The sequence below is a fragment of the Lutispora thermophila DSM 19022 genome, assembly GCF_900142105.1.
GTDB classification, from domain to species: Bacteria; Bacillota; Clostridia; order Lutisporales; family Lutisporaceae; genus Lutispora; species Lutispora thermophila.
This window is the reverse complement of sequence record NZ_FQZS01000013.1, coordinates 104,385-118,394: the sequence shown is the minus strand read 5'-3', so window position 1 is coordinate 118,394 and position 14,010 is coordinate 104,385. Positions and strand designations below refer to the sequence as shown.

The 14,010-nt window shown below is 35.3% G+C and carries 12 protein-coding genes, 1 tRNA gene and 1 pseudogene; 1 reads left to right on the top strand and 13 read right to left on the bottom strand.

Features of this window, described 5'->3' with window-relative positions; translation table 11 throughout:
• From tnpA to BUB48_RS10570, 8 genes and pseudogenes are all read right to left on the bottom strand, one after another.
• Positions 1 to 323, bottom strand: a pseudogene (gene tnpA / locus BUB48_RS10605) (IS200/IS605 family transposase); the annotation flags it as partial.
• Positions 324 to 514: 191 nt separating this feature from the next.
• Positions 515 to 591 (bottom strand) — tRNA-Leu (locus tag BUB48_RS10600).
• Between the two features lie 117 nt (positions 592 to 708).
• Positions 709 to 2,946, bottom strand: a complete 2,238-nt coding sequence (locus tag BUB48_RS10595) for a transglutaminase family protein (protein ID WP_073026201.1) — start codon at positions 2,944 to 2,946, stop codon at positions 709 to 711.
• Positions 2,939 to 4,126, bottom strand: a complete 1,188-nt coding sequence (locus BUB48_RS10590; protein ID WP_073026200.1) for a DUF58 domain-containing protein — start codon at positions 4,124 to 4,126, stop codon at positions 2,939 to 2,941. The genes BUB48_RS10595 and BUB48_RS10590 overlap by 8 nt, the downstream gene beginning before the upstream one ends.
• Positions 4,119 to 5,072: an AAA family ATPase gene (locus BUB48_RS10585; protein WP_408631047.1), complete on the bottom strand. Its 954-nt coding sequence runs from the start codon at positions 5,070 to 5,072 to the stop codon at positions 4,119 to 4,121. The genes BUB48_RS10590 and BUB48_RS10585 overlap by 8 nt, the downstream gene beginning before the upstream one ends.
• A 71-nt stretch (positions 5,073 to 5,143) precedes the next feature.
• On the bottom strand, positions 5,144 to 5,821 hold the full coding sequence (locus BUB48_RS10580; protein WP_073026216.1) for a DUF2225 domain-containing protein: 678 nt from the start codon (positions 5,819 to 5,821) through the stop codon (positions 5,144 to 5,146).
• Between the two features lie 31 nt (positions 5,822 to 5,852).
• Positions 5,853 to 7,229, bottom strand: a complete 1,377-nt coding sequence (locus tag BUB48_RS10575; protein WP_073026198.1) for a VanW family protein — start codon at positions 7,227 to 7,229, stop codon at positions 5,853 to 5,855.
• A 70-nt stretch (positions 7,230 to 7,299) separates the two neighbouring features.
• Positions 7,300 to 9,039, bottom strand: a complete 1,740-nt coding sequence (locus BUB48_RS10570; RefSeq protein ID WP_073026197.1) for a cell division protein FtsA — start codon at positions 9,037 to 9,039, stop codon at positions 7,300 to 7,302.
• A 316-nt stretch (positions 9,040 to 9,355) separates the two neighbouring features.
• Here BUB48_RS10570 and BUB48_RS17790 point away from each other — a divergent pair, with 316 nt between their 5' ends.
• Complete coding sequence (locus BUB48_RS17790; protein ID WP_139249967.1) at positions 9,356 to 9,529, top strand: YtxH domain-containing protein; 174 nt, start codon at positions 9,356 to 9,358, stop codon at positions 9,527 to 9,529.
• A gap of 38 nt (positions 9,530 to 9,567) precedes the next feature.
• On the opposite strand, the gene BUB48_RS17565 is transcribed toward BUB48_RS17790, so the two are convergent.
• From BUB48_RS17565 to BUB48_RS10545, 5 genes are all read right to left on the bottom strand, one after another.
• The gene (locus BUB48_RS17565) at positions 9,568 to 10,488 is read right to left on the bottom strand and encodes a GNAT family N-acetyltransferase (protein WP_084524506.1); all 921 of its coding nucleotides are present in this window, start codon (positions 10,486 to 10,488) and stop codon (positions 9,568 to 9,570) included.
• Positions 10,489 to 10,558: 70 nt separating this feature from the next.
• Complete coding sequence (locus BUB48_RS10560) at positions 10,559 to 11,311, bottom strand: fumarylacetoacetate hydrolase family protein (protein ID WP_073026196.1); 753 nt, start codon at positions 11,309 to 11,311, stop codon at positions 10,559 to 10,561.
• Between the two features lie 14 nt (positions 11,312 to 11,325).
• Complete coding sequence (locus tag BUB48_RS10555) at positions 11,326 to 12,099, bottom strand: phosphorylase family protein (RefSeq protein WP_073026195.1); 774 nt, start codon at positions 12,097 to 12,099, stop codon at positions 11,326 to 11,328.
• Between the two features lie 72 nt (positions 12,100 to 12,171).
• The gene (locus BUB48_RS10550; RefSeq protein WP_073026194.1) at positions 12,172 to 13,410 is read right to left on the bottom strand and encodes an MFS transporter; all 1,239 of its coding nucleotides are present in this window, start codon (positions 13,408 to 13,410) and stop codon (positions 12,172 to 12,174) included.
• 17 nt (positions 13,411 to 13,427) lie between these two features.
• On the bottom strand, positions 13,428 to 13,961 hold the full coding sequence (locus BUB48_RS10545) for a winged helix-turn-helix domain-containing protein (protein WP_073026193.1): 534 nt from the start codon (positions 13,959 to 13,961) through the stop codon (positions 13,428 to 13,430).
• Positions 13,962 to 14,010 lie beyond the last annotated feature (49 nt).

Here is a 14,010-nt window from a genome sequence, read left to right as displayed (position 1 = left end):
TTTACACTTAATTTGTCTACCATTATGTCATGCTTTTCTTGTTCTTGTATGTATTTCTTTATGGTTGCTTCATTTAACCCTACAGTACTTACATAGTAACTCTCTGTCCAAAAGTACCTATTTCCAAACTTATATTTTAAGTTTGCATGTTTATCAAATATCATTAGTGCACTCTTTCCTTTAAGATACCCCATAAAACTCGATACACTTATTTTTGGAGGTATGCCTAACATGTGTACATGATCTGGCATAAGATGTCCTTCTATAATTTCTACTCCTTTATAACTACATAGCTGCTTTAAGATATCTCGTATACTTTCTCTGTTCTGTGGCGCACCCGCATAGCGGGTAGTTTATTGTTTCGCATGGCTCATTTCTCTCTCGAGAAACTCGCTTCATGCTCAACAGGCTAAAGCCCATAAAAAAAGCGATTACCATTTTTAATTACTGGTTAAAAATAGTAACCGCCTTTATAAAAATAATTTTTATCTTAAAACATAATATTTTCAATTGCTGGTGCGCGAGGCGGGAGTTGAACCCGCAAAACTACGAACCTGAATCGTATACGTATGCCAATTCCGTCACTCGCGCTAACGAAAATATTATATCATAGCATCTTTAAAAGTACAAATATTTTTTTGATAAAATATTGGTTTCTATATTTTATCTCATCTCATGAACTTTAAAATGTTAGCAGGAGTAAACTTCTTATATTTTTCCAAAGTAAAAATGCCATATATATTTTATTTCACCCATATATTCCTTTATATTTTTCTTCAGTTCCTTCTCAAAATCTTTAAGTTTCACAACTTCTTGGATTTCTATAGTTTTCCCGCCATATATTATTCCCTCTATTATTGATAGTATATGCTCACATTCTTTCCTGTCTATTTGCAGAATTAGGCACAAACTCATCAATAATTGCCTGAGGGTTTCACTTTCCTTCTTCTTTATACCTGATTTGCCTAATAACCATAATATATGCTTTATATATAAATAGGCAGATTCCTGAGATTCATTGAAATTTATGAACTTAATCATGTTAATTCTTATTAAGCCATATAGAACTCTTAATACAACTAGAAGAAATGCAATAACATAAGCAGTATGCTTTATACTAATGTCTATGCTTTTATTCACTTTTGACAAGTCAGTTCCTGTATATATATCATCCTCCAAAATGTCTTTTCTTCTGGTTGTGGTATTAATGATATTATCAGAAATAGATTTTAATGCATCTCCTTCCATATGCGGATTCTTGTGGATATCATCTATATTAACCTGTTCTAATATGTTTATCTCATCATAAGCAGGTGTAGGCTCAAATGTAACCCATCCATACTCACCAAGGTATGCTTCTACCCAAGCATGAGAATTACTATCCACCACATTGTAAGTTCTATAACCTTCTCCTTCTGTCTGAATCAGAAACCCTTCCACGTACCTGGCCGGTATCCCTGCCAACCTCAACATGACAACCATTGATGATGCAAAGTAAGTACAATAGCCTTCCTTGCCTTCGAACAAAAAATAATCAACAAATTCTTTTCCTTCGGGAATTGATTGAGGTTCTAAGGTATATTTATAATTGCTTCTTAAATAGTTTTGAATAGCTATAGCCTTATCATAAGCATCTGTTTTTGCTACTGTAAGATCATTTACTAGTCTTTTCGTCCTTTCTGATATGGTACTGGGCAGTCTAAGATATAATTTTTGCAAATTGTCATCAATATCTGGCTTTGCATTTCTCAGCATATGCTTCGAATAAAGAGGAATTTTTATATTAATTCTATAGCTTGTTCCATTGCCTATGGTTTTGGCCGAATACATTTCCAAATCATCATCTATGAATATTTTGCCATCATCCATATATGCCCCTACGGGGTACAGAGCATTAAAAATAGTGGATGAGACCAACCTTTCTGGCTTTACCTCTATGGTAATATCCCTAAACGTCACTTGCAATGGCAGATTCATGACTTTTTCTTCATCATACATCTTTGGTGACCTTTTAGATTTGCTCCAGTTAAATCCAGAATATTTATCATAGACACTTCCCCTTAGATAAAGATTACTCATCAGATCTCCTTTTATAGACAACATATTGCTGCCATCAAAGTTTACCGGACCACCCAACTTCTTATCCTTATATATATTCCTGCCTAAACTGAATCTAAAGCTATATCCGTAGTTTTCCTCTGACGCATTTTTCCATTCGGTAATAAAAGGAAAGGTTTGTACCATAAAATCGCTTAATGCATTAATTTTTAAGGGTCTTATATTAAAAGGAAACACGAACATAAACATCATGGCTAAACCTATAAGCAAAACAGCGCACCCAAGCCAACTTCTATAGAAGCTAATTGAGACAGATATGGATTTTCTCTTCCATTCTTCCTTCTTTTTGTCCCATAAGCTGTAAGAATGAAGCAATAATGATGAGAAAAGATAAATCATCAGGTATAAATGAGATTTTTCTACATATTTAAACCAAAAAAACGAAAAGAGTATGATGCCTATAGCAGTTATTATAAGCTTATTTATCCTTGAGAAAACCAGAATCCCCAGCACTCCCCCAGAAAAGATCATCATGATTGTCAAAAATGGTATTGCATAATCCTTTGAAAAGATAGCATAACCTGCAATATATGCAGGAAACCATTGCATAAACATGAGGCTGTCATTAAGAATTCGATTGAATATTAAGCTATGATAGTAATACATATATATGGATGTAACAATAAAAAGAAGTGTTCCCCACAGCAACGCTAAAGGATAATGATATATTAAGGTAATTATAATAATTAGCACAATATCATAAAATATGAGATGGTTTAGCTTTATACCAAATTCGAAGTAATCATCAATGCCCATGGATATGGCCAAAATCATTACAAACAATAAAAACCCTTTAAAAAAAATATCATTGAAATTTTTCTTATGCATATATATCCCTCACAAATATATGACCTTCATCATCCAGTGGAATTTGAATATAGCCTATATCCTCTGGAATAAATTTTCCCATCTCATCCGATATCATGTTTTCATCTTTTATTTCAAATATTACAAACTTGAATCCCTTTAACTTCATTTGGGAGGCCGTACTTATCAAATCTGTATCTACCTTTGGTGTAATAATTATTATTGTGACACCTGAATTCAACTTCTGAGATTCTTTATATATAATTTGTGATATATTTATGGTTCCTTCCGAATTAAGATTTGCCAATACATCCAAGTAGGTTTCCAATGTACCTGCTTCTTTATGAGATAGATTTATATATTCCTTTGCAGCAGCATAGAGATTTACACCAATAGCTTTTGACATGGCAAAGTTTATAAGAGAAGCAGCACATTCAGATGCTCTTTCCTCAATATCTTCCCTTCGGTCGCATAAATATTTGTCCTCATAGAGATCTAAAAAAAGATGCATATGAGTAGAAGCATTCATATCCAGGTTCTTAACATATAAATCTCCCTTATGTGCTGAAACCTTCCAGTGAATTTTCTTAAAGCTGTCTCCCTTTTGATATTTTCTGATGTCCTTTATGCTAGTAAAATCTTCAAAAGCGTTGTTTTTTTGCGATATGGTTCCAAAAATCTGATTGGCAGGTATGAACACATTTTCTATGGGATAGATTTTTGGATGTACTATCAAGGATATATCATATTTAATCTGCTTTCTCCAACTGAATATAAAGAATGGATCCCCATATATTACATCAATGGAACCTAAATCATATATGCCCTTATGCTTGCACGTAAAGCTTTTTGACAGCTTTATCTTTCCACCGGGAGATAAAGATATTACATTAAACTTTTCTTGCTCCCCTGTGAGCCTTTCAGGTATATTTGCATAAACCTCCATATATGGTATGGGAAACATGGAAGAATTATAAATTTCTATACTGTAATCTATATAATCCCCTGAAGTTACACTATCGCTCACTTTCCAGACAAGGCATTCCATAGACTTATATACCTTTTTCCCCATATAACTGCATAGCAACAATAGAAATAATATGAAGAAGAATATGCCGTAGAAAAAGGTACCTCCTATGAAAAGAGCAGAAAAAAATACCGATCCGAGAATTATGAATGCTCCCTTGTTTACCTTAAACATTTCTGCTCACCAGAGGTACTCGTATCGAGCTGATTATGGAGTAAATCACATCTTCAACGGTTCTCCCCTTCATTTTGGCTTCTGGCTTTAATATAATTCTGTGATTCAATATAACATCGGCCAGTTCCTTTACATCATCCGGCAACACATAGTTTCTATCTCTTATATAAGCCAAACCACGACATGCATTTAGCAAGGCAAGGCTTCCCCTGGGACTGCATCCCAGATAAACATCTTGATGTTTTCTTGTAGCTTGAACTATAGAAATGATATAATCCTTAACCGAATCTTCAACATATATTTTTTTTATTTCTTCCCTGATTTTTAACACGTCTTTATCTGTGATAATGCTTTCTATTTCATCTATTGGTTTGCCCTGAAGTTTAAGTATGCTTTTTTCTTCATTAAAATCCGGATATCCTATTTTGATGCGCATTGCAAAACGATCTAACTGGGCTTCAGGTAATGGAAATGTTCCTTCATATTCGATGGGGTTTTGAGTTGCCAGCACAACAAAGGGCTTCGGAAGATCGTAGGTGACTCCGTCAACAGTTATTTGGCCCTCTTGCATAGCTTCCAAAAGACTGGACTGGGTTTTTGGTGAACTTCGGTTTATTTCATCAGCTAGAATAATATTGGCCATTATGGGACCTTCTTTGAATTCAAATTCTCCCGTTCTGTTATTATAGACAGTTATGCCTGTTATATCAGAAGGGAGGAGGTCAGGAGTAAATTGGATCCTTTTGAAGCTGCAACCCAGAGACTTGGCCACAGCTTGAACTAAGGTCGTCTTTCCAACTCCTGGAACATCTTCTATAAGCACATGTCCTCCACTTAATACAGCTATGATTATTTTTTCAATAACTGTCTTTTTTCCGATAAAAGCTTTTTTTATATTTTCAACTAATTCTAAAGGAATGTTTTTGCAATAGTCCAAAAATTTCACCTCCAGTTTTATATAGCTACATAATAACTGGAATTTTCATAATATTCAATGAAATTTTTGTGAAATTCTGTTTAATTTTTCTTCACTAATTCCCTAACAGCATGCCATTGTTCCCTAGCTAGACCTTGTATTCTCATGTTTGAGTTTCGATCAGGATGACTCGTAACTCTGCTGAACCAATATACTGCTTCTTCATAGTTTCCCAATCTCCTTGATAGTTCTCCTATGAGATAAATCACAGTAAGCTCGTCCATGTTATTTGCAGGAAATCTTTCCTTATTGAAAGCTTCTATATAATTATCCAAAGCCATATTAAGAAAAGCCTTTTCGTTTTCCTCATTATTTATGTATCTGTACATCCAAGCAGTCTTTAAGGCCAAACCTGCAATATAACTGTTTTTAGCCTTAATCAAATTGGCAGTATATATGGCAATTTTATAACTGTCCAAAGCATCCTTGTGAGTCCTTATACCGCAAAAATTCCTCCCTATTTGCCTACCTACAAATGCTTCAGCCAATACTAACTTCTCTTTATTGTTTAGATTATCGAAGGCATTCTCTGTAGAAGCATAACCACAACTAGGACAAACAATTACTTCATAATAAATTGGGTTATAATTCTCATAATGCACACAAAAATCTTCATCTCTGTGTTCTACCCTTAAAGCACTTGTTTTAATTTTCGTTGTATTGAAGTTTATCATGCATATAGGGCAGGTGACTTCTTTTGTATAGTAAGCATTATTCATCTTATCATACTCCTTATCTTTCTCCATTATGTCAATTTTCTACTGTCTTAGCTTCCTCTTCGACACTTCTTGAAACAGGTTTTGTACCTACTCTGGTTACTCCATCCGAAGCTCGATATGTGTCTGTATAAAGAGGTTCAACTAAAACCTCCTTACCATTTTCCACAATTACTCTGTAGCTGCGCACAACATAACCAGGTATGGCTTTCTTTTCAACTATTCTTGTACCTACAGGAAGGCTGCTGTCTTCTATAATTTTAATCTTAGGCTCAATTTTCTTTAATATTTCTGTCTTTATCTTGATTTGCCTTCCTTTATTCTCATTCTTACCATAAATGCTGAATCTTACCTGGTTGCCCTTTACCTCACCATATATATATATAGGATACGGGGTGTTATTCATAAATTTAAAATCTATGTAATCACCAGATATGGTGGCATCCCTACCCATAGCTATATAACTGGAAGGCAAAGAATGGTTCTTCCTCTCCACAATCTTAAGATTAGCCAACAAAGCAGCATTATATAGGGTTGAGGATACCTGACATACACCTCCCCCTATGCCGTCTACATATTCATTGTTTATTATAACTTTTGCTGTTCTGTATCCATATTTGGCCAGCCTTGGACCTATAGTTTTGTTCAAAGAAAAAGTCTCTCCCGGACGAACCAAGACATCAGTGACACTTTTGGTTGCAAGCTTTATGTTATAGGTTCTTGACTCATTGGCCGAATTGAAACTGGTTGCATATTCTCCAAGCTTATCTGTTATGTTTGATAAATCTTCCCTTGTTATTTCTGCATTTATCACTTCCACTGGCAGTTCAATATCAGCTATGCTTTTCTTTTCAATGGCCTCAGAAACCATTTCAACAGCCTTTTCTTGATTCAGTTTGCTTCCAAGTTTTTCATCGGTGATTTGAAACTTCCCGGAAATAAGCCTTATTGTGGCATCAATGGGTTCCGAATCTATTTCTTTTGATATATCGCTTATGAGTTTAGCTATTTTTTGCTCATTATAGCTGAATCCAATGGGTATGTCTACTTTATTCATTCTTACCAATATTGAGTCAACATATCTTTTAAATATATTCCCTTGCCTAGTTATGCTGTATGCTTTAGCCAAAGCCTTTTCATAGTCATAGCTATAATCTATATCCTTATAATTTAATTGCCATGTTTTTTCACCATATTTTAATATCATATAGGCTTCGCTGAGATTATCATCAAAGGCATTTTTCAGCTCTATCGCTGCTTCTTCCATCGTTATTCTTCCCACATCATAACCATCTATGAAAACATTGGGGGCAATTTTATCTCCTGATAAGAATAGAACTGCAGAACCGACTATAAGTGCTATGACAAAAGAAATTAATCCGATTATGATTCCTTTGTAACCTTTAGCCATATACAAGCACCCCTTAAAACATTTCAAACTCTGCAATATATATATTCTATTCTCAATAAAAAAATTATACCTACTTAACTTTCATTTCTATCTTGTCCCCATTTTCAATTTTCTCATTTATTGAGGCAGCTCTGCCGTTAACAGTTATGTAAAATGAATCTTTTGATACTCTAAGATCTTCAAGTATTTCGCCTATAGTGTCAGAATAAGTTATGCTTATACTGTCCCCATCCATTATTTCATATCCATCCTGAATAGCTTCTCCGTTTACTTTTATATGCATTTTTAATTCATATTCCTTCCCATTTATGGTTACAACCTTTTTGGATATCCCTGCCATTGCCTCTTTTAAGGATATTTTAGGCATTTCTCCTCCATCTGCGCTTATTATCCTTATGATATCCCCATTTGACAATACTGAATTTATATTGCTCTGCACATCGTTAATAAATATTACGGCAGGTTCTCCCCCTTTTCCTTTCACTACTTGCTGCTTTCCATTTATGGTGAAATGCAGATCCTTCCCTTTAGAACCTATTAACAACCTTGGATTAAATCCAATGAATACAAGCACATCAGCAACGGTAATCCTACCTGTATTTAAAAGCTTTACAGGTCTATCATTGATAACTACATGTATAAAGTCGTTCTTCTTTATTTTATTGGCAGATACTCCAATACCAATGGGTGTTATAAATTCAGGGCCCCATATCTTTTTGGAATCAAAAATAACTCCCTTTATTATATCGGTTTTTCTTACACCCACCCTGTCCTTTTGAAGTCCTAAATTTTCTGCAATATAATCTGCCAGCTTTGGGGTACAACTCCCTCCTCCGATAAGGAAAACAGCGCTAGGTGCCTTGCCATTATATTCAATTATTTTACTGCATATTTGCTCTGACAAATCTCTTACAGCAGGTTCTATAGCTTTAATTATCTCTTCCGCCTCAACTTGATGCTTAATGCCCATTATATCCTTAAACTTTATACTTTTCTTTTTTGATAAGCTAAGCTTTACCTTCTCTGCGGTATTGAAATCCAGCAAAAAGCTTTCAGCTATTTTCTCTGTAATCTCATCTCCCGCAATAGGAACCATTGCAAATGCAAATATGGTTCCATCCTTCGTCAAGGCAATATCCGATGTTCCGGCTCCTATATCTACCAAAGCTATGTTAAGAAGCCTGATATTATCCTGTATGGCAACATCCATAGCAGCTATAGGCTCCAGAGTCATATTATATACAGTCAGACCAGCCTGCTTTATAACTGTCTGGAGACTGTCTACTACAGTTTTGGGCAAGAAGGTGGCTATAACTTCCACACCCATACTCTTCCCTCGTTGTCCTTCCAGATTTCCTATAACAGAGTGATTTAGAAAATAATTTGTGACAGCATAACCTACGCAATAATATTCTTCATTTTCAACGCTATCCAACTCTTTCATCTCTTTTTGAGCCTTTTGAATTGCTTCGATTTCAAGACTTGCTATCATATCCCCATCGATGTATGCAAGGGAATCAATATCTCGTTCAACCCCTACTTTACATGTTCTAAGGCTTCTTCCTGCAGCGGCTATAGAAACCTTCTCCAGCTTAGCACCCAATCTTGCTTCCAGCTTTTTCTTGACATTTTTCACTGCTTCAGTTACAAGACTGATATCATGCACTTGTCCATCTAACATAGCCCTTTTTTTATGTTCTTCAACCTCAAAATCAAGTATTTCAAATACATCACCGTGAAAAACTCCAACTATTGCTACCACTGTCCTTGTACCAATATCCAGAGAAAAAAACAATTCTTCTTTTCCCATACAATCACCTTAATTATATTAAAATTGATGCTGTCTTTTTTTAACGTCAGTGGAAGTCCCCCCTGCATGTTCATTGTGTAAAAAAACATGCTCTATTATATAATAAATCATAATTAAACTATATTTCTATAAAAAATTTCATAATCCTTCTATTTTCGACTAATGCTATTGAAATCAATACATATCTCTATCAACCAAATAAATGGCATTTCAAAGCTTAAAATAAATTCTACAATTTGCATGTTTTAATTACATAAAAAAAACGCAAGCTAAATATTGAACAAATCAGATTTAAATCTGAAAGGAAGTGATTTTTATGCTCCAAAAAAGACGCAACACAATGCGAATGGGTGCCATGGGAGCCATCGGCGGCTTAGTATTGCTGCCCATGTTTAATGGAAGAATAAGAAAAAAACTATCCAGAACCGGTAGAAATGCCTTCTTTAGAATCAAAGATACAATACAAGACATGATAGACATGAGAAAGTAATATACAAAACTCAGGCGCCCAATAGGCCTGAGTTTTCTTCAGTCTTTATCAAATTGGCTTATAAATTCGCTTTTTAATGCTCCCATAAGGATCTCATCATAGAATTTTCCATCAATATACGCTGATTTTCTAGTCCTTCCTTCATATTTAAATCCGCATTTCAAATAACATCTTGAAGCTCTCTCATTATACTCATAAAGCTTCAATGATACTCTGAATATGTCCAGCTCATAAAATGCATACCTCAGCAAGGCTTTTATTGCATCCTCACCATAGCCCTTTCCCCAATAATCCCTGTCTCCTATTCGTATGCCAAGTTTACAGCTTTGGTCTGTTTCATTGAAATCATATAACTGTATAGTGCCTATAGGTTTCCCTCCATCTATTGTTTCAATAATGAGGTTCATAGGATCATATCCAAAACCTTTCAAAAGATTCATCCTCAATTGAGCTGTTCCAATCTTCCCTTCTGTCCATCCTGCCAATTTATTAAGTTCTTTATCATTGTACCAATTATGAAGATAAAATAAATCCTTCTCACAGCCTTGCCTTAGTATTACTTTGTTTCCCCTTAGATACTTCTCCACCGAACGCTTCTTAACTATCTGAACAGAAGATAAAAGGGCAGGCACAAACTTGAGAAGCTTATATGGTTTAGATGCATATAGGCTTTTATTATTCATTACATCATCAAAGATAGATTTTTGCACTTTAAATCTCACGCTTACCTTGTTGTCTAAGCCTTCTTTTACTATGTTTCCCTCATTGGTATTATAAATGGTATAGTTTCCTATAATTACATCGTTTTCAACAATGGACAGCCCGAAGTTACCAGAAGAATGAAACAGTATATTGGAAATGAACAGCTTAAAAACCGGATAGCGTTTAAAAAAAATATAGTATAGATGAGAAATTTCATCTGCAAAGGTTTTAATATAATTTGACCTCAAGGCACTCATTATAATACGCTCCCTTAAAAATACGATTAATTAAGCATAATTATATCACATTTTAAATTTTTTTACATTACTAGCGTACATAATTCTTCAGTGTCCCTACTTTCTCTATTCTCACCTCTACTATATCACCACTATTGAGTCGACCTACGCCTGAAGGAGTGCCTGTAGCAATTACATCTCCAGGATATAGTGTCATTATTTTGCTTATAAAGCTTACCATCTCACCTACATTGAATATGAAATCCGATGTGTTGGATTTTTGCCTGGCTTCTCCGTTCAACAACAGCTCTATATCCAGATTATCATAATTCAAATCAGTAACAATGCTTGGACCAAAGGGTGCAAAGGTATCAAAGGATTTTGCCCTAGTCCATTGTCCATCTTTTTTTTGCAGATCTCTGGCAGTCACATCATTGAAACATGTTGCACCTAATATATAATTATATGCTTCTTCAGGTTTAATGTTCTTACCCGTTTTTCCTATTACCAGGCCTAACTCAGCCTCAAATTCAACTTGTTTTGACATTTCAGGCCTAATTATTTCTCCTCCATGGGCCAATGCAGACGTAGGTGGTTTTAGGAACAATACAGGTTCTTCAGGGAGCGGCATGTTCATTTCCTTGGCATGGGATCTGTAGTTTAAACCTACACATATTATTTTGGAAGGCATGCAAGGGGTCAGAAAATCTATCTCAGAAACATCATAGAAAGAATCTGTCACCTCAAAACTCTCGAATATATCACCATGTATGACATTTACTGTGTTCCCCTCCAATGAACCATATGACACAAAATCATCTTTCATGAATCTTATAAAGTTCATAATGCATTTCCTCCCTATATACTTGTTGCTGTCTCCAACAATATTTCCGGCAACATCAGTGCAGTATCCTTATATTGCTTATGATCATCTTCTCCTATTCCTTCAAAAAGGCTTCTCTGCCTCAATGGCAAATCGCTTATGGTAATAAGTGCAGCAGCGTTGCGCCCAATGGCTTGAGATGCTGTAAATACTGCCGATACTTCCATTTCAACGGCATCGCAGCCTCTTTTTATCATAAAATCAAAGCTTCTCTTATTTTCTCCCAGTATGGAGTCGATTGAAAAAACTCTGCCTCTATGTGCTGATACTCCCAAAGAATGAGCTGCTATTACAGCTTTTTGGAATATAACATTGGCCAAATCACTGCTCCCTGATACTACATTGCCAAAACAATCTCTGCATATGTCATCAGAATGATATCTGGAAAAGCCTTCGCCTATGACCGCATCATTGCATACTAAAATATCGCCAAAGTTCAACTTATCGTTTATCGCTCCTGCAGAGCCTGAGAAAAGTATATTCTGGCACTCTGAATATCCTAATGCCATTACACAATCTCCGGTCATGGGAGCACCTATACCGCTGCTAATAGCAGTTACTGATTTTCCCTTATATAACATAGTTACTCCCTTGTACCATCCTTTGAACTCTTTGATTATTCTTTCTGCCCTCTCCATAAAACCGGATAAAGGCCATATGGGACTAATGATTACACTCTTTGCGATATCATTTATAGAACATCCAAAGTGCTTTTCTATCATTACTTCTTTTTTTATGCTCTCATACATGAGCATCCCCCCCCCGCTTCTAATTATAGCAGAGATTCGCATAATACACTATAAATGATTAATCCCTGGCAATTAGTCCTTCCTAAACTCTCTTATAAACAGCGGAGGAATTGCTACAAGAACAATTAAAATACCAACAAACTTAAAAGTGGTAAGCACATTTATACCGTATGACATTATACCTGATACGGCATAACCTAAGGGCAGTCCTAGTAATGATAAAGTTGAGGCTGTGGAAGATACTCTTCCCATTTTATCTAAAGGTGTTGATTCCTGCATAAGAGTCATTGCACTGCCACTTATGACAGGTATAAAAGCTCCTGCAACAACTGCTGCAACACAAGCCAACTGCAAATTGTCAATAAATCCAAATAACATCATTCCTGCACCTAGTCCTATAAAACCAGTTATCACTAACGTACTCTTTTTAAACTTATGTCCGATTTGTCCTATAATAAGGGAACCTGCTACCATTCCAATGGTAAATGACATCAGTATTAAGCTCATGCCCCTCTCTCCTGCCATGAGTATTTTATCTGAATATTCGGGCATAAGCACATTAAAGGGAGCCAACACCAGATTAACCAGACATACCATTGTCAAAGATACCAATAACACCACATTGCTCTTTATGACAGTTAATCCCTCAGTAAATTCACAATAAAATTGCTTAACATTTAAAGGAGTATTCCTATTGCTTGATACTTCTAATTTGGCAATTATTGCTGTAAATGAGGATATGAAAAATGTTACAGAATCTATCAATATTGCTACTCCTATGCCTAAATAGCCCATAACAATAGCTGCAACGGCGGTACCAGCTATTTCTGCCACCGATGATGAAGCTTGCCTCAAGGAGTTAGCAGTAAGATAATGTTTTTTATCAACCAAAATCTGCATAGCTGATGCTTTGGCAGGACTTGAGAAAATCTCACAACATGAATTTACAAATGTGAATACATACAAATGCCATAGCCTAATCATGCCACTTATATAGAGGAATGCCATCATAGCTGTGCTAATACCTCTCAGTAAGTCAGTTATAATCATAACTTTTTTCTTATCCATCCTGTCAACTAAAACTCCTGCCATCATGCCAAAAATCACTGCAGGTGTTGCATTAACCGCCATAACGGTGCCCATCATTAAAGTAGAACCAGTCATCTCATAAACCATCCAAAGAAATGCTATACTGTCTATAGCATCACCAAATCTGGATATTGTATTGCCCACCCATATTTTAATAAAATCTTTGTACTTCAGCAGCGCTTTATATCCCTTTTCTTCTGCCTTAACCACATTCAATTCCATAATATAACCTCCATATCTCAATCATATTTCTTATACAATCCGATTATGTAGGTATAAGCTTCTGTATTCTTTCTCTTACAGCTCCTTTCTATTAGCTCTTCTAATTTTTTCTTCAGTTCATCAACCTCTTCAGAAGTCAGATAAAGTATTCCATAATTTAATATCTCTTTGTCGTCATCACGCCTTTTGCTAATATACTTTTTAAAATCCTCTGATGCATTTGTAAACATAGTTTCCTTTAAGTTTTCTATATGATCCTTCCAACCATCTTCTTTGGCAACTATCTTCTCCACCCTGAATCTTTCTGCAGTGGGATAATAGTATTTTTCAACTATGCCTGCTTTTTCTTTTCTGTCTACTATTTCCAAAACACCTATTCTCTCTAACTCCTTAACGTGATAATGCACCTTAGAAGGAACTTCTCCAAGTCTATCTGCAAGCTGTTTAACGGTTAAAGGCTCTTCGTCCAATGCAAAAAGTATTTTCATCCTAAAAGGATCTGTAAATACCTTTATGTCTTCCAATGAAGTAAGTACTTTTTCCTTTTCCATAGCTTCCTCCAAACTAAATTTAATGTTTCATGCATTTTTATCATTAAAA